General features: G+C 63.1%; 21 protein-coding genes. 11 read left to right on the top strand and 10 right to left on the bottom strand.

All coding sequences use genetic code 11. From position 1 onward, the window contains the following. Positions 1–2 precede the first annotated feature (2 nt). Entirely contained in the window at positions 3–677 is a 675-nt protein-coding gene (gene leuE, locus CLU93_RS23190; RefSeq protein WP_099763502.1) for a leucine efflux protein LeuE, read from the top strand. A gap of 12 nt (positions 678–689) precedes the next feature. Beyond that, positions 690–1,781, top strand: coding sequence for a threonine aldolase family protein (locus tag CLU93_RS23185; protein ID WP_099763501.1), 1,092 nt, complete (start codon positions 690–692; stop codon positions 1,779–1,781). A gap of 137 nt (positions 1,782–1,918) precedes the next feature. On the opposite strand, the gene CLU93_RS23180 is transcribed toward CLU93_RS23185, so the two are convergent. Both CLU93_RS23180 and CLU93_RS23175 read right to left on the bottom strand, forming a co-directional pair. After that, positions 1,919–3,352, bottom strand: a complete 1,434-nt coding sequence (locus tag CLU93_RS23180; protein WP_099763500.1) for an OmpP1/FadL family transporter — start codon at positions 3,350–3,352, stop codon at positions 1,919–1,921. Between the two features lie 159 nt (positions 3,353–3,511). Beyond that, positions 3,512–6,256, bottom strand: a complete 2,745-nt coding sequence (locus CLU93_RS23175; RefSeq protein WP_257225066.1) for a bifunctional diguanylate cyclase/phosphodiesterase — start codon at positions 6,254–6,256, stop codon at positions 3,512–3,514. Between the two features lie 205 nt (positions 6,257–6,461). On the opposite strand from CLU93_RS23175, the gene CLU93_RS23170 reads away from it, so the two are divergent. Both CLU93_RS23170 and CLU93_RS23165 read left to right on the top strand, forming a co-directional pair. Next, entirely contained in the window at positions 6,462–7,436 is a 975-nt protein-coding gene (locus CLU93_RS23170; RefSeq protein WP_099763499.1) for a thymidylate synthase, read from the top strand. Further along, entirely contained in the window at positions 7,436–8,476 is a 1,041-nt protein-coding gene (locus CLU93_RS23165; protein ID WP_099763498.1) for an SMI1/KNR4 family protein, read from the top strand. The genes CLU93_RS23170 and CLU93_RS23165 overlap by 1 nt, the downstream gene beginning before the upstream one ends. On the opposite strand, the gene CLU93_RS23160 is transcribed toward CLU93_RS23165, so the two are convergent. Beyond that, complete coding sequence (locus CLU93_RS23160; protein WP_099763497.1) at positions 8,473–10,749, bottom strand: outer membrane beta-barrel family protein; 2,277 nt, start codon at positions 10,747–10,749, stop codon at positions 8,473–8,475. The two genes, CLU93_RS23165 and CLU93_RS23160, sit on opposite strands and share 4 nt — an antisense overlap. A 256-nt stretch (positions 10,750–11,005) precedes the next feature. Between CLU93_RS23160 and CLU93_RS23155 the strand changes: the two genes are divergently transcribed. The 3 genes from CLU93_RS23155 to CLU93_RS23145 are packed head-to-tail and all read left to right on the top strand — an operon-like array spanning position 11,006 to position 12,292. Beyond that, a complete protein-coding gene (locus tag CLU93_RS23155; RefSeq protein WP_099763496.1) occupies positions 11,006–11,551 on the top strand; it encodes a hypothetical protein in 546 nt (181 codons plus the stop codon). A 10-nt stretch (positions 11,552–11,561) separates the two neighbouring features. Then, complete coding sequence (locus tag CLU93_RS23150) at positions 11,562–11,852, top strand: winged helix-turn-helix domain-containing protein (RefSeq protein ID WP_099763495.1); 291 nt, start codon at positions 11,562–11,564, stop codon at positions 11,850–11,852. Positions 11,853–11,872: 20 nt separating this feature from the next. Continuing rightward, positions 11,873–12,292: a DUF2141 domain-containing protein gene (locus CLU93_RS23145; RefSeq protein WP_099763494.1), complete on the top strand. Its 420-nt coding sequence runs from the start codon at positions 11,873–11,875 to the stop codon at positions 12,290–12,292. 13 nt (positions 12,293–12,305) lie between these two features. Here CLU93_RS23145 and CLU93_RS23140 read toward each other — a convergent pair whose 3' ends face one another. From CLU93_RS23140 to CLU93_RS23130, 3 genes are all read right to left on the bottom strand, one after another. Continuing rightward, complete coding sequence (locus tag CLU93_RS23140; RefSeq protein WP_099763493.1) at positions 12,306–13,658, bottom strand: VWA domain-containing protein; 1,353 nt, start codon at positions 13,656–13,658, stop codon at positions 12,306–12,308. A gap of 9 nt (positions 13,659–13,667) precedes the next feature. Further along, entirely contained in the window at positions 13,668–14,918 is a 1,251-nt protein-coding gene (locus tag CLU93_RS23135) for a TerD family protein (protein WP_099763492.1), read from the bottom strand. Positions 14,919–14,994: 76 nt separating this feature from the next. Then, entirely contained in the window at positions 14,995–15,570 is a 576-nt protein-coding gene (locus tag CLU93_RS23130; RefSeq protein ID WP_099763491.1) for a TerD family protein, read from the bottom strand. 222 nt (positions 15,571–15,792) lie between these two features. On the opposite strand from CLU93_RS23130, the gene CLU93_RS23125 reads away from it, so the two are divergent. From CLU93_RS23125 to CLU93_RS23110, 4 genes are all read left to right on the top strand, one after another. Beyond that, positions 15,793–16,563 carry an alpha/beta fold hydrolase gene (locus CLU93_RS23125; RefSeq protein WP_257225065.1) on the top strand — a complete coding sequence of 257 codons (771 nt, stop codon included), beginning with the start codon at positions 15,793–15,795 and terminating at the stop codon, positions 16,561–16,563. Then, on the top strand, positions 16,560–17,045 hold the full coding sequence (locus CLU93_RS23120; protein WP_099763489.1) for a dihydrofolate reductase: 486 nt from the start codon (positions 16,560–16,562) through the stop codon (positions 17,043–17,045). The genes CLU93_RS23125 and CLU93_RS23120 overlap by 4 nt, the downstream gene beginning before the upstream one ends. Before the next feature lie 240 nt (positions 17,046–17,285). Continuing rightward, positions 17,286–19,544, top strand: a complete 2,259-nt coding sequence (locus CLU93_RS23115; RefSeq protein WP_099763488.1) for an arginine/lysine/ornithine decarboxylase — start codon at positions 17,286–17,288, stop codon at positions 19,542–19,544. Between the two features lie 294 nt (positions 19,545–19,838). Next, positions 19,839–21,236 (top strand): sigma 54-interacting transcriptional regulator, encoded by a 1,398-nt coding sequence (locus CLU93_RS23110; RefSeq protein WP_257225064.1) that lies wholly within the window; start codon positions 19,839–19,841, stop codon positions 21,234–21,236. A gap of 6 nt (positions 21,237–21,242) precedes the next feature. On the opposite strand, the gene CLU93_RS23105 is transcribed toward CLU93_RS23110, so the two are convergent. Genes CLU93_RS23105 through CLU93_RS23090 form a run of 4 tightly spaced genes read right to left on the bottom strand, consistent with a single transcriptional unit; the run spans position 21,243 to position 24,596 of the window. After that, positions 21,243–21,977, bottom strand: a complete 735-nt coding sequence (locus CLU93_RS23105; RefSeq protein WP_257225063.1) for an amidohydrolase family protein — start codon at positions 21,975–21,977, stop codon at positions 21,243–21,245. Between the two features lie 16 nt (positions 21,978–21,993). Further along, positions 21,994–22,656: a hypothetical protein gene (locus tag CLU93_RS23100; RefSeq protein WP_099763487.1), complete on the bottom strand. Its 663-nt coding sequence runs from the start codon at positions 22,654–22,656 to the stop codon at positions 21,994–21,996. Between the two features lie 34 nt (positions 22,657–22,690). Beyond that, positions 22,691–23,584 carry a GIY-YIG nuclease family protein gene (locus CLU93_RS23095; protein ID WP_099763486.1) on the bottom strand — a complete coding sequence of 298 codons (894 nt, stop codon included), beginning with the start codon at positions 23,582–23,584 and terminating at the stop codon, positions 22,691–22,693. Next, a complete protein-coding gene (locus CLU93_RS23090) occupies positions 23,568–24,596 on the bottom strand; it encodes an aminotransferase class I/II-fold pyridoxal phosphate-dependent enzyme (RefSeq protein ID WP_099763485.1) in 1,029 nt (342 codons plus the stop codon). Before CLU93_RS23090 ends, CLU93_RS23095 begins: the two co-directional genes overlap by 17 nt. Between the last annotated feature and the right edge of the window lie 12 nt (positions 24,597–24,608).

Raw genomic sequence — 24,608 nt, 5'->3', positions numbered from 1 at the left:
TCATGAACGCACTTTTTCACGCCAACCTGGGCATCACCGATTTCTGGACCTTTTTACTGGGGACCATCTTCATCGTCATCCTGCCCGGCCCCAACTCCATGTACGTGCTGTCGGTGGCCGCCCAGCGCGGCGTGCGGCCCGCCTACCAGGGCGCCTTCGGCATCTTCGCCGGCGACCTGATTTTGATGGTGCTGTCGGCCTGCGGCGTCGCCTCGCTGCTGAAAGCCAGCCCGGCCCTGTTTTATGTCGTGAAATACATCGGTGCGGCCTACCTGGGCTGGATCGGCCTGCAGATGCTGGTCAAATGCTGGCGCAAGCTGCGCGCGCCCGCGCCCGCTGAAGGCGAAGCGGCAGCTGCGCCAGCGCCCGTCAAGGAAAGCGACCCGTTCCGCAAGGCGCTGATCATCAGCCTGATGAATCCGAAGGCGATCCTGTTCTTCATCTCGTTTTTCATCCAGTTCGTCGACCCGGCCTTTTCAAAGCCCGTGCTGTCCTTCATCGGCCTGGGCCTGATCTGCCAGGTGATCAGTTTTACCTACCTGACGGCCATCATCTTTGTCGGTGCGCGCCTGGCCGAGACCTTCCGCCGCCGTCGCCGCCTGTCGGCCGGCATGGGCGGCGGCGTGGGCGCCATGTTCATCGGCTTCGGCGCGAAACTGGCCACCGCCACACTCTGAGGAAGAAGCGCCTTGACTGAAGCCGAACTGCGCCAGCACTGCCACACCGTCCTGCCGGGCCACCGCCAGCCCACGCCAGCGGCTACTTTCGCCGCCATGGCCGCCTGGTGCGAGGCCAACGACATCGCGCACGATACCTATGGCGAAGGTGCACTGATCGAACAGTTCGAAAACAAGGTCGCCAGCCTGCTCGGCTTCGAAGCGGCCGTGTTCTGCATCACGGGCACCATGACACAGGTGACGGCCCTGCGCCTGGCCTGCCAGGATCACGGTTCCTCACTGGTGGCGCTGCATCCGACGTCGCACATCCTGCGCCACGAGCGGGGCAACCATGCATTGCTGGAGCACTTCACGGGTTTGATGATCGGTGACCCGCACCGTCCGTGGACGGTGGACGATTTGCGCGCCGTGCCCGATGCGCTGGGCGCCGCCCAGGTCGAACTGCCGATGCGCGAAATCGGCGGCCAGTGCCCGTCCTGGGATGACTTGAACGAGATCAAGCGGCACTGCCGCGACAACAATATTCACCTGCACATGGATGGCGCGCGCCTGTGGGAAGCGCAAGCTGGTTTCAAGCAACCCCTGCCCGCCATCTGCGATGGTTTTGACTCCGTCTACGTGTCGCTGTACAAGGGCATCGGCGGCCTCGGTGGCGCCATGCTGGCCGGCAGCCGCCCGTTTGTCGAACGGGCGCGCGCGTGGTTTCACCGCCAGGGCGGCAACATCGTCCACCGCACGCCCTACGTGGTGGCAGCCGCCATGCAATTCGACGCGCGCCTCGCCGCCATGCCCCGCTATTTCGCACGCACGCAGTGGCTGTACGCGCTGCTGCGCGACTATCCGGCAATTGCCGTCAACCCTGCGCAGCCGCAGGCCAACATGCTGCACCTGCACTTGCCCGTCTCGCGCGAGCGGGCCATCGCCATCCGCAACCAGGTGGCCGAGGAGCACGGCATCTGGCTGTTCGGCCGCGCCAGCCACGCCGCCCTGCCAGGGCACAGCGTGGTGGAATGGTATGTGGGAGATAACTTGCTGGACTTGTCGGACGACTGCGTACGGCTGGCCTTGACCTTGCTGGATCGAGCGATGCGTATTAAAGCCTGAGCAGCGCAGGTCGGGTAGGTCGGGTTAGCGCGCAGCGCGTAACCCGACAACTTCCGAAAACCCATGCACCCAAAAAAAAAAGCGCCCGAAGGCGCTTTTTTCCTTTCATGGCGGCCGGGTTGGCCGCCACTACCTGCTTAGAACTTGTAGTTATAAGCGAGACCGATCAACTGCATGCGGGTCTTGAACAGGCCCTTGGTGGTTTCACCGTTACCGGTGCAGCCAGTCTTGACAGGCGAGCAGTCGTTTGTGTAGTTGACGTCAGCATCCTTGAAGTCGATGAAGCTGTAAGCCAGGTCCAGCGAGGAGTTGGCGTTCAGTTTCCAGTTCGCGCCGATCGAGTACTGCATGCGATCGCTGTCCGGCAAGGCCGGGTGGCGCAGTTCCGCGCTGCGTACGGGCGCCTGATCATGCGCGATACCGGCGCGCAGCAGCAGGTTTTCGCTGTACTTGTAATTGGTGCCCAGCGAGACGCGGTAAGTGTCTTTCCAGTTCTGGCGAATGCGCTCGGCGCCTTCGGCCGTTGGCGGGAACTGGATATCCAGGTTCTCCAGGCGCGAAGTGCGGGTCCAGGTGACGTCGCCCATCAAGGCCCAACGATCATCCATCTGGTGGAAGGCGTTGACCGACAGGGTTTCCGGCGTGCGCACTTCCACCAGCGCCTTGGAATTGACCTTGTTCGATGCCTTGGAGATGAAGGCATTTACGGCAGCGTTGTCCGACACTTGCGAGAAGTCCCAGATCGTGTCGCCTTTCAGCTTGTGCGAAATCGACGAACGGTAGGAAATACCGAAACGCGTGCCTTCATTCATCTGGTACAGATAGCCCAGGTTGAAACCGAAACCCCAGTCGTCGCCATCCATCGAGGCATGACCATCCTTGGCGCCTTTGAGTGCTGCGCCAGCTGCCTGCGCGGCGGCCAGGCCCTGCGTCTTGGCGATATTGGCCAGGAAGGCTTGCGACGCGGCTGGCGCGTGCTGAGCCAGGAAGGCCACGGAACCCGGCACGTCGACTGCCTGGCCCAGTTCCGCCTTCATGTGCTCGGCGGTGACGCCGAAACCGAAGGAGTGGTGTTCGTTGACCTTGAAGGAAACGGAAGGATTCAGGGCGATGGCTTCCAGCTTGATGTTGGTGATCGCATAACGGCCGCTCCAGTCGTTGCCGTAATCGAGCTTGGCGCCGTATGGCACGAACAGGCCCATGCCGACGGTCCATTGATCATTGACCTTCTTGCTCGCGTACAGGGCTGGCGCGACTACCGCATCCGGCGCGTAATCCTTGGTGGTGCCGCCTGGATTGCGGCCGGTGAAGGTCTTCGAACCCGTATCCTGGTAGGTCGAATGCGGCACGACGAGGGTGCCGCCGCCAACGAACTGCGTGCCTTCCAGGCGCGACAGGCCGGCCGGGTTGTAGAAAATGGTCGATGCGTCGGCCGCTTCGGCGCCGCTGGCATCGGCCGTGCCCTGCGCAGAAACGCTTTGCGAGCCAAAACGGTAGCCCGATGCTTGTGCGGTGGAGGAGATGCCGGCGAACGCGGCAACGATGAGGAGGGGCAGATATTTATGTTTCAAGTTAGTCTCTCTTTATTATATGAAGTGTCTTCGTCACATTGTCTCGGGTAGCTCAACCTCACCCGTCTTGCACTGTTCTTGCCGCCGTGAACTCCAATTCACTGACGGCATGAGCGAAGCATATAATATTTTTTAAAAAAAAGCGAACGTTCGCTCTTTTTATGAAACAGCGTTGTTTTCCTCACCAATCACCGGGCTATACGGGGGCAGCACGGGCGCTGGAAGCGGTATCAGAAAGCGCTGCTGCATCAGCGCCAGCATCTGTTCGGCCGGCACGGGGCGCGAAATGAAATAGCCTTGCACTTCGTTGCATTGCAGCGCGCGCAGAATGTCGAGCTGCTCGCGCGTCTCCACCCCTTCGGCCACCACGCTCATGCCCAGCGCATGCGCCATCGACAGGATGGCGCGCACGAAGACCTCGCCCTGCTCCGAGCGGCCCAGCTCCATGGTAAAGGCGCGGTCGATCTTCAAGCCATCCATGGCGAACTTCTGCAGCTGCGACAGCGACGAATAGCCGGTGCCGAAATCGTCGACCAGCAGGCGCACCCCCAGCGCGCGGATGGCCGACAGCTGCTCCACGGCACGGTTCTGCTCATCCATCATGGCCGATTCGGTGATTTCCACCTCGATCAGCCGCGCATCGATGCAATGGCGCGCCAGCGCGGACGCCAGCACCTGATGCACGTCGCCACGGCCGAACTGACGCGCCGAGACGTTGATCGAGACGGGCACCAGCTCCAGCCCGCTGGCTTGCCAGCGCGCCATTTGCAGGCAGACCTTTTCGATGACGACTTCGCCCAGCTGCGAAATCAGGCCGCTGCTCTCGGCCACGGGGATGAATTCCAGCGGCGGTACCATGCCATGCTGCGGATGCTGCCAGCGCACCAGCGCCTCCATGCTGCACAGCTGGCCGCTCATGGCGTCGACCCGCGGCTGGTAGACGACGAGGAACTGGTCCTGCTCCAGCGCCGTCACCAGGCTTTGCTCCAGTTCGCGGCGGTTGCGGATGGTTTCGAACAATTCGGGCTGGAAGAAGCGGTGATGGCCCTTGCCCGCCACTTTCACGGCGTACATGGCGATATCGGCATTCTTCAGCAGCACTTCTGTTTCGGCGCCGTCGCGTGGATACAGGCTGATGCCGATCGAAGCGCCCATCTTGTGGCGTTCGCTGCCCAGGTAAAACGGTTCATCGAAGGCGATGGCGATACGCTGCGCCACCTGTTCCGCACGGCTATCGTCTTCCACCGGGTCGAGCACGACGACGAATTCATCGCCGCCCAGTCGCACCACGTGATCGCCCGGCCGCAGCACGGCCTTCAGGCGCAAGGAGGCGGCGCGCAGCACTTTGTCGCCCTCGGCGTGGCCCTGCGTGTCGTTGATATCCTTGAAACCATCGAGGTCGATGAACAGCAGCGCCAGCATCTGCCGCGCGATGGCGGCGCGCCCCAGGGCACCGGGCAGGAATTGCTGCAGCCAGTAGCGGTTGGGCAAGCCCGTCAAGCCGTCCTCGTTGGCCAGGCGGCGCAAATCGCGTTCATGCTCCTTGGCCGTGCTGATGTCTTGCAGGGTGACGGCCAGGCGGTCGCCGCTGCGCACCAGGCGCCGGCGTATCCAGCGCAGCTTGAAGGGGTTACCATCCGGCAACTCGATCTCTTCCTCGGAAAAGCCGGACTGCATGGCGGCCCGGTAGTTATGGATCAGGTCGCGGAAATACGGCTCATGGGCACGCGACTGCAGGCGCATGCCCAGCAATTGTTCGCGGCGCACGCCGAAGTAGCCGGCGCCCGGCTCGTTGCAGTCGACGATCTCGAAGTCGAGGATGCTGCCATCCGTGCCGCGCAGGGCGGCAATGATGTAAAAGCCGTCGCTGGTGCCTTCGGTGGCCATGCGGTAAGCGTTGCGCACGCCTTCGGACTGGTGGTGGCGCCACGCCAGGCGCAGCGACAGCACGGTGGCGACGGCGGCAAAGGCCAGCAGCAGCACGGTGACGGCCAGCGCGATGCCGATGTAAATGGTGCGCGTTTCTTCGTACGGGTGCAGCATTTCGCCGTCCGACAGGCCGACCACGGCCGTAAACGGATAGGCTTTCAGCGCCTGCCAGCCGACATAGCGACTTTGCTTGTCGGAAAAAGCGATCCTGCCGCCCGAATGCATGGCACCGCTGTCCGTTTCCAGGAAGCTGGTGTCGAGAAACGGCGTGCCCTCGCCGCTCGGGGTCGGCAGCACGCGCGCGCCGAGGCGCGTGCTGAACAGCTCACCCTCTTCGCCCACCATGGCGGATATGCCGAACTTGCCGAAACTGACGCTGTTGTAAAATTCGCAAAAATAGCTGGAATGGATGGAGATCAGCAGCACGCCGTCAAAATTGCCATCCTCGTCTTCCAGGCGGCGCGTGAAATGCACGAGGCTCTCGTCGGCGCCGGGCACTGTAGCCTCGCTGGCTGCATTGGCCTTCCCCAGCGCGATGCGCAGCACGCTGGAATTGCTGCGCCAGTGGCGCAGCAGGAAATCGCTGCGCTCATTGACGCGCAGGCGCTGCAGCGGCGCCGTGGCCGTCACGGGGTGGCCCTTGCGGTCGAGGATGGCGACGATGGCAAATTGCGGCAAGGCATACATGCCCTGCGTCTTCAATTGATCGAGGCGCAGCTGGCCGCGCGAATTTTCCCACTCATACTTGAGCTGCAAGGTCAGCTGGTCCATCTGTTCCAGCGTGCGCAGCAGATACTGGCCATACGCTTTCGACAAGGAAGACACGCTGTCGAGCGCCTGCTGCTGCGCCACCTTCCTTTCCGCCTCCAGCTGCAGCAAGGTGGCCGTCCATAGTACCGCGCACAGGACCAGCCCCAGCAGGGGCCAGGCCAGGATCAGGCGCAGGTTAGCCTTGAGAAAATCGGCCCTGCTCATCTCCACCACGGCGGCGTTATTATTATTTACAAATTGTCGCAAGAACATGGTGCAGCATCTGCCGTTTCTGTGTATTTCTTGAAGGACACACAAATTACCACAGAGTCATGTTTGCAGGTGAAACGGCAGCGCATTTATGTGTGCGGACGGCAGCCCGCCTGTCGCGCCTGCGTTACAATCACCATCCTTACCGTTGGAGAAATACATGCAGCAATATCAAGATTTGATCAAGACCGTGCTCGAAACAGGCAGCTGGCAAGACAACCGCACGGGCATCCGCACTCTGAGCGTGCCGGGCGCCATGATGCGTTTCGACTTGGCCAACGGCAATTTCCCTGCCGTAACGACCAAGAAACTGGCTTTCAAATCCGTGATCGGCGAATTGTGCGCGTTTTTGCGCGCCTCGCGCAACGCGGCCGAGTTCCGCGCGCTGGGCTGCAAGGTATGGGACCAGAACGCCAACGAAAATGCGCAATGGCTGGCCAACCCCTACCGCGAAGGCGAGGATGACCTGGGCCCCGTGTATGGCGTGCAATGGCGGCAATGGCCCGCCTACAAACTGCTCGATGCCGGCCAGCCCGCGCAAATCGCCGACGCGCAAGCGAACGGTTTTACCTTGATCGCCCCCCTCGTCGAGGATGGCGTGCAAAAAGTGCTGCTGTACAAGGCCGTCGACCAGTTGCGCGAGTGCCTCGATACCATCATGACGAACCCGGGCAGCCGGCGCATCCTGTTCCACGGCTGGAACCCGGCCGTGCTGGACGCCGTCGCCCTGCCCGCCTGTCATTTGCTGTACCAGTTCATCCCGAACGCCAGCACGCGCGAAATCTCGCTGTGTTTATATGTGCGCAGCAACGATATCGGCCTGGGCACGCCGTTCAACATCGCCGAAGGCGCGGCCCTGCTACACCTGGTGGCGCGCCTGACGGGCTACACGCCGCGCTGGTTCACCTACTTCATCGGCGACGCGCACATCTATGAAAACCACCTCGACATGGTAGAAGAACAATTGAAGCGCACACCGTTCCCGGCGCCGCGTTTCGTCATTTCCGAGCGCGTGCCCGACTACGCCAAGACGGGCAAGTACGAGCCGGAGTGGCTGGAAAAGATCGAACCGTCGGATTTCTCGCTGGAAGGCTATGAACACCATGCGCCCATCAAGGCGGCGATGGCCGTCTGATGGCGGTCGCACCGCTGGCCGCCCTGCACCGCAAGCTGTTTGACGAAACGGATGGCAGCAAGTTTGCCAGGCTGAAAGAGCGGCTGCTGAAAAAGCATGCTGCCGGCGAGCGGCAAGCCGTGCTCGCCATCCTGATCGCTTACGCCAGGGAGGGCCAGCTGCTGCACTGGCGCGCCTTCCTGATGACGGATATCGTCGCCCTGGCCGAACCGGGAGAATACGGCGATTTTTTCAGCTGGAGCCTTGATATGGACGGCCTCGCCTACTGGGGCGTGGATGGCATGCTCAAAAGCATGGGCAAGGCGGCGTATGCTCCGCTCGTGGCCCTGGCCACTGCGGAAAATGCCAAGTTGAGCGTGCGCGCCAAGGCCGTCAAAAGCCTGGCCGTGTTCAGCCGCCAGCCTTTCGATGCCGGTTTGCCTTACGATCCCGGCCACTGGAAGGCAGAGCAGTTGCGGCTGGCCGACGTGCAGGCCTGGCAGCGCGACGCTTATCCGGATGGCGCAGGCCATGCCGTGCCCGCCACCCACGCGTCGCTCGGGGATCCGCGCACGCCGCTGGAAAAAGCGGCGGCCATGCTGGAGAAAAAGCTGGCAGCCAGTCGCAAGAAGGAGCAGGACCTGGCACAGCCATCGAACTGGCTGACCATCGCCAGCGCCGCCGACATGGCCGGCATCGCGCAGCGCTGGGCCTTGCCGGAGCACTACCGGCGCTTCCTGGCTTGCCATTCGCCGCTGCGGGTGTTTATCGACAGCCAGCAGTATTTCCAGGGTTTGAGCCTGTACGGCGCTGCCGGGCTGATCAAGGCCCAGCACGGTTACGCCTGGAATCCCGTCAGCGGTGAAACCATCGCCGGCTGGCCGGAACAGTATCTGGTGATCGCCGATGCGGGCGCCGATCCGTATTGCCTGGACCTGGGCGCCGTCGCCGATGGCGATGCACCCGTGTATCACGCAGAGCATGGCATGGGCGCATGGTGCTTCGAGCGCCATGCGGACAGTTTCATCGACTTCCTGAACGAGATCGCGTCAGCGGCCTAGCCTGGTTCGCCTCCCGGCCCGCCCGGGCCGGGGCCGCCTGGCCCCCGTCCGCCCGGCGGACCGAAGCGCGGTTCCCGTTCGCCCTCTTTCGCCGCCGAGGTGGCGCCGCCGAGGCGGTACGACAGCCCCACGTAAATCATGCGTCCATCGAAGCGCCGCGTGCTCGTCTCGCGCAGGGAAGCGCTGTTGATGACGGTTTCCATCTTGTTGCTGCTGAACACATCGGTCACATTCATGACCAGGCTCAGTTGCGGCGTCACCGTGTGGCGCCAGCTCACATTCAAAGTATTGTTCGGCGAGCGGTAACCCTGCCCCGACAGCATCTTGCCTTGCATTTGCAGGGCCAGCTGCAGCTGATTGGCCGCATCGAACTGGTAATTGAGGCGCGCGCGGCCGCTCAGGGCATTCGCCGTGCGCGTGCTGCGGTTGCCCAGGTCGTCGGAACTGGTCTGCTGGCTGCGCGCCAGGTTGCCGCTCGTATTCAGGGTCAAGGATGGGGTCAGCTTGCCGCTGACGCTGAACTCCAGGCCGCTCGAATGGCTGCCTGCGCCGTTTTCGCGCGTGGTCAAGAGCACATTGTCGCTGATAAAGTAACGGTAATCGACGATGGCGTCCGTATCGCGCCGGTGGTAGGCGCGCAAGCTGCTTTCCAGGCCGGCGATCTTCGTTTCATAGCCGATCTCGAACGAATCCGTCTGCGTGGGTTTCAGCTTCGGGTTGCCGGCCGAGACATTGAACTCGTCGCGGTACACCACGTACGGGTTCAGGTCACCCGCGCTGGGGCGGCGCAGGCGGTGCGCATAGCTGAAGCGCACATTGCTCTCGTCGCTGACCTTATACGTGGCGAACAGGCTGGGGATGTAGTTGACGTAGTTGTTGCCGGCCTCGACGCCGCCCGTGATCTGGCGCACGTTCAAGTCCGTGTACTCGGCACGCAGGCCGGCCAGCGCGCCCCAGCGCTCGCTCAGGCGCATCTGGTAGGAGCCGTACAGCGCGATGGTGCGCTCGTCGAGCTCGAAACGGTTGCTGCGCATGGGGTTGACGATTTCCGCCAGGCTGGCCGGGTTGATATCCGTATATAAAGTGTCGAAACTGCTGTGGTTGTCGGCCACCTTGTAGCCCAGCTTGGCCGTGCCGCCCGCCAGCGGACGCTCGTAGTCGCCGCTGAAGTCGACGATGCGGTTGCCCGTCTCGCTGTGCTGGCGCGCGCGGCTGTCGAAGGCATGCACGGGCGCAACTGCATAAGTATTCGCGTAATCGCTGTCGCTCTCATTGGTCGAGGATGACACGCGCAGGTCGATCTTCAACGATTCGCCCGGCAACTCGCCCTTGTGGTCATAGCGCGCGCCCCAGCTGGCGTTGCGGCTGTCGCCGTTGCGCACGGTGCTGCGCACATAGTCGCCGATGGTGCTGCCCGTGCTGTCGCCGTTGATGTAGCGGTCGAGCGAGCGCTGGTCGTTGCTGCGCCCGTTATACGACACGCTGGCGGCCAGGGTGTCGTTCGTGTTCAGGTTGTAATTCACGGTGCCGTGCAAGCCCAGCGAGTCGTTCAAACCATTGCTGGCGGAGCTTTGGCTGCTGGGGGCGAAGGCGCCCGTGCCACGCTCCAGGCGCTCGCGGCTGACCTCGCCCACGGAATTGCGGCCGTCGTGGCGCACATTGATGCCGCCCTGGTAGCCCCACGGCCCTTCATTGTAGCTACCGGAAACGGCGCTGTTGTAGCGCCCGGCGATGCCCGCATTCGCGTTGACGGTGGCAAAGCCGCCCGGCTTGCGGTTGCGCCGCATCACCAGGTTCAAAATCGGGCCGCCACCGGCTTCGTTGCCGAACTGGGCACCGGGATTGTTGATCACTTCCACCGATTCGATATCGTCGGCCGCCATGGCGTTCAGGGTGGCGCCGCGCGCATCGCCCTGCAGCATGGCCGACGGCTTGCCATCGATCAATATCTGCACATTGCTGCTGCCGCGCAAGGACACGGAACCGTCGGGATCAACGGCCACGGATGGCACATTGTTGAGCGCGTCGGCCGCCGTGCCGTTGCTGCTGCCCACATCGGACTTGACGTCGTAGACTTGCCGGTCGATGCGGCCCGTGGGACGCTCGGCCGTCACGCTGACGGAAGGGGGAGCGTCAATGGTGGGCGCCTTGGCCGATACTGGTGCTGCTGCGGGCTTGACGACGGCGTCGCCGGTGACAGTTTGCGCCTGAACGGCGGCGCCGGAGACCAGCAGGCTACCGCCCGCCAGACAGTGGAAAAGGATCTTATGCATTTAGCTAAAAAATAATCGAGACGCTACGGATGAGGCGCTACGCCGCGGCGTGAGGGCACATGTGGGGGCACAGTGAAAGCATGCCACGACTCTATTCAGCAAAGCAAAGGCGAACCATTGTTATTTACTTCAATTTACAAATCTCTTCCACTTGTGGTCGTATAGCCTCATACGCTGGAGACAAGACAAAAGGCTTGACGAAAAAATATCTCACATATAGAGTACTCTGCATTACAGAGTTAACCAGGAGAACACGATGCTGAACCCGCAACAAGTCCAACAATACCTGCAGGAAGTGGAGCAAACCCAGACGCGCAGTGAACAGTATTTGCGCTATTGGCGCTCGGGAGTCATCGTCCAGTTGTGGGGCGTGGTCTGGTTCTGCGCCTATCTGGGCAGTTATCTGGCACCGGCACACAGCGGATATTGCTGGCTGATTGCCGACGCGGTGGGCATGCTCGGTACGGCATATCTGCTGAGCCGGCAAAAAACCACCAGCCAGCCGGGCGACCGGCGCATCTGGCTGGCCATGGCCATCCTCGTCGCCTTCGGCATCATGGTCTCGACTTTCATCGTGCACCGGCCCGGCGCCATCTCCGTGTTCTGGACCAGCTTGTTCATGCTCGTGTATATGCTGGCCGGCCTCTGGCATGGCCTGCGGTGGACGATATTGGGCGCCAGCATTTGCGTGCTGACTTTCATCGCCTACCATTTTCTCGCCCCCTGGTTCGATCTGGCCATGGCGCTGCTGGCGGGGGGCGGATTGCTGCTTGGCGGCACCTGGCTGCGCCGCGCTGCCTGAGGAGAACATCATGGCTGGTCTGGACGACATCATCCATCAGAGCACGCGCTTGCGCATCATGACTGCCCTGAATGTATTGCAAGCAAATGACAGCATCGAGTTCGTGCGCCTGAAAGCGCTGACCGAGGCAAGCGACGGCAATCTGGGGGCGCACCTGGACACGCTGGCACGCGCAGGCTATGTGATGCTCGAAAAGCAGTTCGTCGGCAAGAAACCGCAAACCCGCATCCATGCCACGGCGCAAGGACGCGCCGCCTACCAGGCGCACGTCGCTCAATTGCGCCGCTTGCTATCCATCTAACATCAACCGAAGAACATAAAATGAAAAGAATCATACCTTGGTGCATCGCACTGCTGCTGCCAGCGGCAGGACTGGCCTGCGCCGCCGACCTGCTCGTGACCGTCAACAATGTCCAGCCCGGTGCAGGCACAGTCAAAGCGGCCATTTACCAATCGGCCGCGCATTTCCTCTCGAAACCCCTGCAGCAGGCTACCGTGCCAGCCAACGGCAGCACCGTCCAGTTGCACCTGGATAAATTGCCTGCGGGCGAATACGCTGTCGCCGTCTTCCAGGACGTGAATGCGAATGGCAAGATGGACAGCAACTTTTTCAAGATTCCCAGCGAACCCACGGGCAGCAGCAACGACGCGCGTTCAGTGATGGGTCCGCCCAGCTACGACAAGGCGCGCTTCTTGCTGCCAGAAGCGGGCACCACGATTGCCATCAAGCTCAACAACTAACAGCGCAGGACGATCAGTTCAGCAAGCCCTGCCCCCGCGCCAGTTTCAGCCAGCCCGGATATTCCGTCATCAGCAAATCGTACAGCTCCGCATCGCTGTGCTCGTCGGGCGAGCTGACGGAAAAGTAATTGGCATTGTCGACCAGGCGTCCCTGCAATTCGTCGAGTTTTTCCAGGAAGGGAAAGTCGGAATCGGCAAAGGCGGCGAGAAACTTGCTTTTCGACTTGCGCCCCTTGCCGATGCCCATGAATTGCCAGAAGATCGGTTCATTGCTGGCCCAGCGCAATTGCTTCTCCGTTGTCGCCTGGTCGCTGGTGCCGCCATCGGTGACGAACATCACGTACACGGGCAGCTCGGCCGCGACGGGCCGCGTGCGCTCGCCGCCGGCCTTGTCTGGGAAATAAAACGCGCGGATGGCCTGCATGGCGGCGCCATAGCGCGTGTCGCCTTCCAGCGGATGACGCTGTATCGCCTGCCCCACGTAGCTATTGCAGTTGCTCAAGGCCATCGGCGCCGGATGGTGGACGTTCTTACCGAACAGAAATACATCGATCTCGCCATCGTCGTCGAACTTGCAGCCCAAGGCCAGGATGCGCTCGGCAAAGCGCTGCACCAGCCCCTCTTTATATAGCCGTCCCATGGAACCGGAAATATCCAGGCATAAACACACCTTGGCCCGGTGCTCGGAAAGGCCCACTTTTTGCAGCGACACGCCGGCCTGCTTGACCAGGCTGACCAGTTGCGGCGCCTCGCGTTCGACGCGCTTTTCCAGGTTGATCTTCGCCTGCTGAATTGCCGAAACCGCGGCAGGCGCGGCAGAGGCGGCAGAGGTGGCAGGAGAGGCCTGGTCGACCTCACCGCCGAAGTGCTGCACCAGCGCATCGAGGCCCCCATTAAAACCCTGGCCCACGGCCATGCAGCGCCAGCCGCCATCCTTGCGGTAAATTTCAGCCAGCATGACGGCTTTTTCTTGCGCGAAATCAGAACCGGCAAACGTAAAGCGGGCCAGCTCGCGCCCACCCGCCTGCAGGCGCACATGGCCAGCTTGCAGCTGCGACATCACACCGCCGCCATCGATGGAGGCCGTCACGACGAGGCGGTCCATGCCGGCCGGCAAGCGCGCCAGCTGCAAGGCAAACTCGGCCATGTCGCCGCCACTGCCGGCACGCGCTTCCACACCGCCGCACGGCGTGCGCGGCTGGTTGAAAAAGGTCATGTAGCGCTCGTCGGACAGCTTGCCTGCCGCATCGAGGCCAAAACAGGCCACGTCGAGTGCCAGCCCCTGCGCGGCGACGCCAATCTGCAGTACGCCGTCGGGAACGAGATTGGCCAGCGGCAAGCGCTGACCCTTGCTCAAGGTTTCCATCAGTGCCTCCTAGGCGATATAGCGGCGCGGATTGTCCGCATTGAAATCATCCTCGTCTTCCTTGTCTTCGCCCTTGAAGACGACGGGACCGTTGAAGACCAGCTGCAGGTTCTCGCCCTGCCAGCTCAGCCATGGCGTCGCTTCGCTGCCCGGTTCCGACGTCTTGCCGGACGGCTCCAGGATGATGCTGTCGGGCGTGATGCGCGCCATGCCGATCACATAGGTGTAGACCGTGTCGTCCGCGGCCGCCTTCGACAGGCGGAAGTCGAAGTCGCACTCGACGATCTGCTGGCCGTACTGCATGACCATTTTCGGGCGCATGGACGCCACCGGGACGGCGCCATTGGCCAGCGCCGAATACACGCTGAAGACGAGGCCCACCGTGCCGCCGTAATGTTGCGCCAGCGCAGGATTGACTTCCACCGTTTCCGTAGCCGGCTCCTTGCCCGCCGCACCGGCCACATCGCCCAGGTGGCGCACATACGGCATGACGTCGAAGCTGCCCGCCGTGTCGGGTGCCTGGATGAAGCGCATCTGGCCATTCGGCAAGAGGATGCCGACTCTTAAGTCGAGGTCGTCGTTGTCGTCGTCGCCATCGCCGTTATCGACCCAGGTCGCTTTGACGGTGAGTTTTGTTGGCGCGCCTGCGCCCTTTTCCAGCGACACCTTGTGCGTCTGGCCCGCCTTGGTCAGCGAGATTTTCGACAGGGAAATCTTCGGCGCCGCAGGTTCGGGAGCCGCCTGCGCCACTTCGCCACCGAAATGGGCGACCAGCGCGTCCAGACCACCATTGAAACCCTGGCCCACGGCCATGAAGCGCCAGCCGCCGTCCTTGCGGTAAAACTCGCCCAGCATGACGGCTTTTTCTTGCGCAAAATCAGCACCCGCATACGCGTAGCGGGCCAGTTCGCGCCCGCCGTCGAGCAGGCGCAAGTAGCCGCTGGCCAGTTGCGCCATGCTGGCCGCGCCATCGATGGCGGCCGTGACGACCAGGCGTTCGATGGAGGCAGGCAAGCGCTCCAACTGGTAACTGAAGCCGGCCGCATCGCCGCACGGCGCCGAGGTTTCCACGCCGCCGCACGGCGTGCGCGGCTGATTGAAGAAAGTCATGTAGCGGTCGTCGGACAATTTACCGGCGGCATCGAGGCCGAAACAGGCAAAGTCGAGCGCCACACCGGCGCTGGCGAGACCCAGTTGCACGACGTTGCCCGTGACGAGGCCGGACAGCGCAAGACGCTGCCCCTTGATCAGGTTTTCCATGGAGTCAGGGAGAGAGAGAAGAAAGACAGAACCGGGCAGCGGTGCTACCCGGTACATTTACGCAAACAACTGCTTTTTATGCGTTGATGCCGAAGGAGCGAGCCAGTGGGCCCAGGCCGCCTTTAAAGCCTTGACCAATCGCCTTGAATTTCCATTCGCTGCCGGCGCGGTAGATTTCGCCGAAGATCATGGCCGCTTCCGTCGAGCCGTCTTCCGACAGGTCATAGCGGGCGATTTCCGCGCCATTGTCGCCGTTCAGGCAGCGGATATAGGCCTTGCCGACCATGCCGAAGTTCTGCTTGCGATTTTCCGCGTCGTGGATGGTGACGGCCACGGCGATCTTGTCGATGTCGGCCGGCACGTTGGCCAGGTCGACGGCGATTTTCTCGTCGTCGCCATCGCCGCCACCGGTGGTGTTGTCGCCCGCGTGGACGATGGAGCCATCAACCGACTTCAGGTTGTTATAAAAAATGAAATCGGCATCGGAACGGGCCTTGCCATCCGTTTTCAGCAGGAAGGCGCTGCCGTCCAGGTCGAAAGCGGCGCCATCAGTGGCGCGCGGGTCCCAGCCCAGGCCAATCACGATTTTCGTCAAGCCGGGAGCTTCCTTGCTCAGGTTGACATTGCCGCCTTTTTGCAAACTGATCGCCATGGTAATTCCTCTTTAATGTGGGGGGTTGCATTCGGTGTTTCAGGTCACGTCGCCGGTACCCCGGCTTGATGAGTCATGAGCCTACCATAAAGTTCCTGCTTGCCAGCCGCGCACTATTGAAAATAATGCCATACGGAAAATACCACGCCGCTGCCCCAATGCGCAAAATGACGGATAATGCCGCTCGACAAAAATTTTCACCATCCTGTACCAGGCTTGTCCTTGAACAATACAACGATACGACTCGTTTGCATCCCCGGCACCTTGTGCGACGAGCGCCTGTGGTCGCGCCTGGCCCCTGCCCTGGGCGACGCCTTTCAGCTACAGCACGTGCCCTTGCATCAGGCGCGCACACGTACGCAGATGCAATCGATGATTGCCAGCCACAGCGCTCCGCAAGCCCACCTGGTGGGCTTTTCGCTGGGCGCCTACCTGGCGCTCGAACACGCGCTGGCGCACCCGCAGCGCGTACAGTCTTTGACTTTGATCGCCAATTCCGCCCAAGGTTTGCTGCCGGCTGAAATTAGCGCGCGCCAACGTATCGTCGCCATGCTTGAGCGCAATGCCTATGCGGGCATCACGCGCCAGCGCCTGCGCGAACTGCTGCACCCGTCGCACCTGGACGATGCAGCCATCACGGGCCTGATCCAGCAAATGGGACTGGACCTGGGCAAGGACGTGCTGCTGGCGCAATTTCTCACCACCATCAACCGCCCCGACCTGATGGCGCGCTTGCCGGAACTCGATTTTCCCGTGCTGATCGTCGGTGCCGAAGACGACAAACTCGTCCATCCCGACGACCTGCGCGCCATGGCCGCCCGCCTGCCGCAGTCTACCTTGCACCTACTCAAAGACAACACCGGCCACATGATTCCGCTGGAAGCGCCGGGCGCGCTAGCGGATGCCATGCGTGCGCATCTGGAGGCGGCCGGCAATTTCAACGATAATGACGGGCATCGGGCCATGCCCCCACCCTTTTCACAGAACCCATGAGCCATTTGACCATCATCGTCGCCACCGACCAGCAAGGCGGCATCGGCATCGACAACACCCTGCCGTGGAAACTGCCGGAAGACCTCGCGCATTTCAAGCGTTTGACGACGGGCCACCCCATCCTCATGGGCCGCAAGACCTTCGATTCCATCGGCCGTCCGCTGCCGAACCGCCGCAACATCGTCATCACGCGCAATGCGGACTGGCGCCATGAGGGCGCGGAAGCGGTGTCGTCGGTGCAAGCGGCCATCGCCCTGCTCGATGGCGCCGAAGGCTATGTCATCGGCGGCGCCGAAATCTACCAGCAGTCACTGGCCTTGGCGCAGCGTTTGATCATCACGGAAATCGGCCGGACGTTTGACTGCGACGCTTTTTTCCCCGCCGTGGACCATGCCGTGTGGCAAGAAACCGCGCGCGAAGCGCATGTCTCGGAGAAATCCGGCCTGCCTTACGCCTTTGTCACCTTGCAACGCAAAGCCTGATAAAGTTGATATGGATACGGACAGAATGGTGCTGTAATACCCCTGTCACACCGTTGCGTCACGCTAGCGCATGCTGGTGACGCTTGGCTACGATATTTTTTTCCCGCAGACGCCGCATTTCTGCGAGAATCCCGTTCTTATTTTTTTTCTGCGGCTGCCGGGTTGTACGACCGCCTGACCGTCGCGCCCTAGTCCGCCCCTCCATTAGGTCAGGGGCGGCTTGCTTTTTTGGAGACATGCATGAAATTTCGTTTCCCCATCGTCATCATTGACGAGGATTTCCGTTCTGAAAATACGTCCGGCCTGGGTATTCGCGCCCTTGCCGCCGCAATGGAAAAAGAAGGCATGGAAGTGCTGGGCGTGACCAGCTACGGCGATTTGTCGCAATTTGCCCAGCAACAATCGCGCGCATCGGCCTTCGTGCTGTCGATCGACGATGAAGAGTTCGGCGCCGGCTCCGTCGAGGAAACCGACCACGCCTTGAAATCGTTGCGCGCCTTCGTCGAAGAAATCCGCTACAAGAACGCCGATATCCCGATTTATCTGTACGGTGAAACGCGCACCTCGCGCCACATTCCGAACGATATCCTGCGCGAACTGCATGGCTTCATCCACATGTTCGAAGATACGCCGGAATTCGTCGCGCGCCACATCATCCGCGAAGCCAAATCGTACCTGGACGGCCTGTCGCCGCCGTTCTTCCGCGCGCTGGTGCACTACGCCAACGACGGCTCCTATTCCTGGCATTGCCCCGGCCACTCGGGCGGCGTAGCCTTCCTGAAGTCGCCGATCGGCCAGATGTTCCACCAGTTCTTCGGTGAAAACATGCTGCGCGCCGACGTCTGCAACGCCGTCGAAGAACTGGGCCAGCTGCTCGACCATACGGGCCCTGTCGCCGCCTCGGAGCGCAATGCGGCGCGCATCTTCAATGCCGATCATTGCTATTTCGTTACGAATGGCACCTCGACCTCGAACAAGATGGTGTGGCACTCGACCGTGGCGCCGGGCGACATCGTCGTCGTCGACCGCAACTGCCACAAGTCGATCTTGCATTCGATCATCATGTGCGGCGCGATTCCCGTGTTCCTGATGCCGACGCGCAATCACCTGGGCATCATCGGCCCCATCCCGCTGCATGAATTCACGCCGGAAAGCATCGCCCGCAAGATCGAGGCGAACCCGTTCGCGCGCGAAGCGAAGAACAAGAAGCCGCGCATCCTGACCATCACGCAATCGACCTACGATGGCGTGATCTACAACGTGGAAACCCTGCGCGAAATGCTCGATGGCAAGATCGATACCCTGCACTTCGATGAAGCATGGCTGCCGCACGCCACCTTCCACGATTTCTACAAAAATATGCACGCCATCGGCAAGGACCGTCCACGCGCCAAGGAATCGATGATCTTCTCGACCCAGTCCACGCACAAATTGCTCGCCGGCCTGTCGCAGGCCTCGCAAATCCTCGTGCGCGAATCGGATACGGTCAAGCTGGACCAGGACGCCTTCAACGAGGCTTACCTGATGCACACCTCGACCTCGCCGCAGTATTCCATCATCGCCTCGTGCGACGTGGCCGCGGCCATGATGGAAGCGCCGGGCGGCACGGCCCTGGTGGAAGAATCGATCATGGAAGCGCTCGATTTCCGCCGCGCCATGAAAAAGATCGACCAGGAATGGGGCCAGGACTGGTGGTTCCAGGTGTGGGGACCGGACAGCTTCAACGACGAAGGCATGGGCCAGCAGGAAGACTGGATGATACGCGCCGAGGATGACTGGCACGGCTTCGGCGACCTCGCTCCCGGCTTCAACATGCTCGACCCGATCAAGGCGACCATCGTCAACCCGGGCCTGTCGCTGGACGGCCAGTTCGGCGAGACGGGCATCCCCGCGTCCATCGTCACCAAATACCTGGCCGAGCACGGCGTCATCATTGAAAAATGCGGCCTGTACTCGTTCTTCATCATGTTTACCATCGGCATCACCAAGGGCCGCTGGAATACCCTGTTGACGGCCTTGCAGCAATTCAAGGACGACTACGACAAGAACCAGCCGATGTGGCGCATCCTGCCGGAATTTGCGGCGGCCAACCCGCGCTATGAAAAAATGGGCTTGCGCGACCTGTGCCAGCAAATCCACGATTTCTACAAGGCCTACGACGTGGCGCGTCTGACGACGGAAATGTATCTGTCGGACATGATCCCCGCCATGAAGCCGTCGGACGCGTTCGCCAAGATGGCGCACCGCGAAATCGAGCGCGTGGCCATCGACGAACTGGAAGGCCGCATCACGTCCATCCTGCTGACGCCGTATCCACCGGGCATTCCGCTCTTGATCCCGGGCGAGCGCTTCAACAAGACCATCGTCGACTACCTGCGCTTCGCGCGCGACTTCAACGAGCGCTTCCCCGGCTTCGAGACGGATGTGCATGGTCTCGTGAAACGCGAAGTCGATGGCAAGCGTGGCTACTTTGTTGACTGTGTCAAATTGGATGATTAGTGACGGCTCATCCAATCTACTGCGCGGCGCGCTTTGCGGCCGGCGATGCTCACCGTACTAGAGTACGGTTGCGCTTCTCGGCCACAAATCACTGCCGCTCGCTACGATTGGATGAACCGTCGTGACGTTCGTTAAAAACGGTTAATTCTGACGTTTGTTGAATGTCATTCATTAGCGCCACCTTTCAGGTGGCGTTTTTCATTTGACGACTACCGCGCACGCTTGCGCCAGATCAAACGGCTGGGGTATCGGGCTTCTAAGATGGGCGACTCGTGCCCTCGGGAGGGCTGGCATATGACGCTCAAGGTGTGGCTGGAGATTATGCAGCAGGCGGCGGCTGGCAGTGGCGCTTCGCTGTCGGCAGCCTTGAAGCAGGCTCAGGTAACTGTGGCCCGGCGGCACGATGGCGAGGAGGACGGCGCGGGCATCGTGCTGTTTGCCGAGGCCGATGCCGCGCTGCTGCAAGCGCTGCCGGTCCTGTGCCGGCACGCCTCCGTGCTGGCCATTGCCGCCTGCGGCCGCATCCCCAGCTGCGCGCAACAGCGCGCCCTGATGGCGGCTGGCGCGCTCGATGTGCTGCTGTGGCCGGCCGGCAGCGTCGATGCGGCCCCGGTACTGGCGCGCCTGCAGCGCTGGCAAGCCGTGGCGCAGCTGCTGGCGTCAAGCGCCGTGCGCCAGCAACTGGTGGGCGACAGCGCGGCCTGGACCGCCTTGCTGCACCAGGTGGTGGAAATGGCCGCCTTCAGCCAGGCGTCGATGCTGATCACGGGCGAGACGGGCACGGGCAAGGATTTATTGGCGCAACTGGTCCACCGCCTCGGCAACTGCCGCGGCGACTTCACCATTCTCGACTGCACCACCCTGTCGCCGGAACTGGCTGGCAGCGAACTGTTCGGCCATGAACGGGGCGCCTTTACGGGGGCGTCCGGTGCACGCGACGGCGCTTTCGCCCTGGCCGACGGCGGCGTGCTGTTTCTCGACGAAGTAGGCGAACTGCCGCTCACACTGCAGGCGCAGCTGCTGCGCGCGATCCAGGAACGCAAATACAAGCGCGTGGGCGGCAATACCTGGCAGCCCACACAATTCAGACTCGTGTGCGCCACCAACCGCGAACTGGAGCACGAAGTGGCGCGCGGCGCCTTTCGCGCCGACCTGTATTACCGTATCGCCGGCTGGCGTTGCCAGACGCCGCCCCTGCGCGAACGCCAGGACGATATCCTGCCACTGGCCCGGCATTTCCTCGCCGAACTGGGGCAGCGCCCTGCGCCCCCGCTGGACGCCGCCGTGCGCGAATACCTGCTGCTGCGCGACTATCCGGGCAATGTGCGCGAACTGCGCCAGACCGTCACGCGCATCTGGCACCGCCATTGCGGCCCCGGCCCCATCACCATCGGCGCCCTGCCCCCGGAAGAACGGCTGCTGGCGCCGCCCTGGCCCGACCCGCATTTCGAGGCGGCCGTGCGGCGCGCCCTGGCACAGGGCTGCAAGCTGGCGCACATCACGCGCTGCGCCACCGACATGGCCATCCGCCTGGTGCTGGCCGAGGAACACGGAAACAACCAGCGCGCCGCCGCCCGCCTGGGCGTGACGGACCGCGCCCTGCAGATACGCCGCAAGGCGGCCGCCTGCGCGGAACAAGCCGCTACTGCCGCGAGTATTGCCACTGCCGCGACACCGCCGGCCGCCCTTTGATCTGCCTCACGCCCGCCCCGCCAGCCGCAAAAAATTACCTCCCGTGATCAGTGCAGCGTCCAGCGGCGGCAAACACAGCAGCTCAATCTTGTGCAATTCCAGCCCCGGATGCAGCCAGGGACCATCCGAGCCGAACAAGACCTTGTGCGGCCCCGCGCGGCGCACGGCCTGCTGCAGCAAGTCGAAACGGCGCACGCCGGAACTGTCCGTGTAAATGTTCGAGTGACGAACAAGGTGGTCGATCAACGCCAGCTGCGCGGCCCAGTCGTCACCGAAGCTGCCCAGATGGGGCAGGATGAAATTGACATCGGGATACTGCTGCGCCAGCAGCTCGGCCACGGCCACCTCGCCGGCCGGGTCGTACAGCACGGGCAAGCCGAAGAAGCGGGCCGCGTCGCACAGCTCGCCGCTGATGCGCGCGTCGAGCCGGTGCGCCTTGATGCCGACGAAGCCGTAACGCTCGACGGCCGTGCGCACCAGATCCATGATACGGCCCCGGTCACGCCGCGCATGCACGAAGGCAAAGCCGTAAAAGCGCTGCGGATCGGCAGCGACCAGGCGCGCCACGCCATGGTTGGCAATTGCGTAATCGGAGTGAAAGGTGGCAAACAGCACGCTGCGGGCGATGCCGGCCACCTGCGCGCGGCGCAAATAAGCATGCAGCGGCGCAGCGCTGTCCCACGGCCCGCTCAAGCCGTCGCCGGGACCAGCATGGCAATGACAATCGATGACCAGCGCCATGGCCGCCTCCCTGCGCTCAGTTCCAGTCGCCCATGACGACGATGCGGTTGCCACGCCGGCGCCAGCGCCCGCTTTCCTCTTCCTGCTGCGGCGCGGGCGAGCGGAAGTGCGGCAATTGCTGGTGCAGGGCCCGCGTCAGCGCGCTTTCCACGGCGCGCGCGCTGCCATCGCCGTCGGCCGCCAGGCGCGCCGCCTGCCCCGCGATGCGCACGAAGCGGCGCGCCAGTTCTAGTTCGCGGTCGGCCGGCGCCTCGCCCTCCACTTCGCCTGCCAGCTCCAGCTCCAGCGCATTGCTGGCCGCGCGCCCCAGGGCCGAACCGAGCGCCGTGCCCACGCCCGGTATGGGGATCATCGAACCGAGGGCGCCGCCGACAAAGGGCAAGGCCGTCTTGGCCACGGCCTTCAAGGCGCCGCCGAGGGGCTTGGCGACCTTGGCGATGGTAGCACCCACTTTCTTGACGCCCTTCCACACGCTCTTGAAAACATTGCCGAGAAACTGGTCGAGTTCCTCCTCGCTGGCCACCTCCAGCAATTCCATGGCCAGCTGCAGTTCTTCCTCTTCACTGAAAACGGCCGGCGCACTGCCCTTGCCAGGCCAGTCCTGGCCGAATTCCAGCACTTCAAACGCGGCGCCGGACCGCTGCCGGCATTGCGCGCATGCGCATTCGAGTTGGTGCATGATGTTCTCCTTCGCTGTCATCAAGGTGCTGTCGTCAAGCCCACATTTCGCCCAGCACGGCCATTTCCAGTTCGCGCCGCTGGTTCGTCAGCACCCCGCGCCGGTGGGTAAACATGTCGCTGTGGATACCCTTTTCCAGGCTGCGCCGCTGTGCGGCCGAGGAGAGCGGCGCCACATAGACGTCATGCCCGCTCATGTCCATGCCCATCATCTTGCCGCACAGGTGGTGCTGTTTCAGGCGCCGCCGCAAATCATCGGTCTGGCCGCTGTAGGCGCGCCGGCCATCGCTGGTGTTGAACTCGATCACATACAGGCCCGGCCCCGTGGCGTTCGCATCGTTGACAGCCTGCGGAATCGCTCCCACCGCCTGGTAGCGCAAGGCGGCCGCGCCCGGCACGCGGCCCAGGGTAGACGCCAGGATGGGCGGCACCTCGCCCTGCATCTGGCCGTCATCCTGGTCCGGGTTTTGATCCCGGTCTTGATCCAGTCCTTGATCCTGTCCTTGATCCTGCCCCTGGTCCTGATATGGTGCCGGCGCCTGCTGGCCGCCGAACACGGGATACGGCGCCGGATAAATAGTGGGGTAGATGGCGCCATAGCCACCCCAGCCCCGGTAGCGCGGCGGATACGGCAAGGGCGGTGGCGGATACCGGGACGGCCGGCGCCCCTGGCCCTGATAGCGTGGCGGCGCGGGACGGCGCGGGCCCCGCAGCGGCGGCCTCGCACGCAGGCCGCCACCGCGCATGGCGCCGCGTCCGCCGCCCGGGCGCGTACGCTCGCCTTCCCATTCGCTCTGCCATTCACCTTCCCATTCGCCCTCTTCCTCCCCCTCTTGCGTCCACTCTTGCGACCATTCCCCCAGCCATTCCTGCTCGCCGGCCGCTCCCACCCGCCCCGTAAAGGGCAGCATTTCAAATGCTTCGTGCATATCGCCTCCTCGTATGATATTCAAGCAAGTCCATCGCCTGCTGCAGTTGCCCGGGCGTCTGGTCGGCCCGCAGCAGAAAAGTCAGCGCGCCGGGGCCATCCCCCGCTTGTGCCAGCGCCAGCACGCCCGCTGCGTGCAAGGCTGGCTGCAAATGGGCGCACCCTGGCAGGCGCTGCACGGGGAAGCTGCCGCCCCGGCAAGCGATGCCGGCCGCCGCCATCCCCGCCCTCCATTGCGCCACCCGGTCCGCCAGCCTGGCGCGCAGGGCGTCGCCATGCTGCGCATTGAGCGTCAGCGCGCGCCGCGCCGCCGCCAGCACGGCGGCCGAAGGCGGACTGGCATGCACGCGCGTCTGGCTGTGCGCCGCGAAGCGCCGCAACAGGCCGTCGCTGCCGGCCAGCACGGCCAGCGGCACACCGAATCCCTTGGCCAGCGAGGCGCCGATGATCAGCGATTCCCCATGCAAGGCATGCCGCCGCCCCGAGCCGCCGCCCTGTGTACCCATCACGCCCAGCACCTGCGTGTCGTCCAGCAGCAGATAACCGCCGCCCTGGCGCGCCAGGGCCGCATAGCCAGCCAGCGGCAAGACTTGCTCGCTGCCCGGCACATAGCCATCGGCCAGGATCAACGGGCGCCGTCCTTGCCTGCCCCAGGCCGCCACCAGGCGCCGCAGCGCCGCCATCTCGCCGCTGGGAAACACTTGCCGCGGCAAGCCCAGCGCCTGCGCCCGCTCGGCGCCCCAGCGCGCGATGGCGTAGCTGCCGCCATCGATGAGGATCACCAGCCGCTCGGCAGCGAGCATGCCGAACAGATCCCAGAACAAATGCAGGGTCGACGGCAGCACGCAAGCCGCTTCGCAGCCTTGCAGCGCGGCCAGGTCCGCTGCCAGCGCTGGCGCGCCCGGCGGCTCGCGCAGCGCCGCCGGCTGCCCCAGGGTCAGGCTGCTCCATGGCGCCAGCTGGGCCGCCGGATGGCGCATGCCCAGATACAGGGCACTGGTAAAGTCGAGCATGCACGCGCCCCG

Origin of the sequence: Janthinobacterium sp. 35 (assembly GCF_002754575.1) — a bacterium.
Classification (GTDB): domain Bacteria; phylum Pseudomonadota; class Gammaproteobacteria; order Burkholderiales; family Burkholderiaceae_D; genus Janthinobacterium; species Janthinobacterium tructae.
Note: the sequence above shows the minus strand (reverse complement) of the source record. Positions and strands in the feature narration are given on the sequence as shown.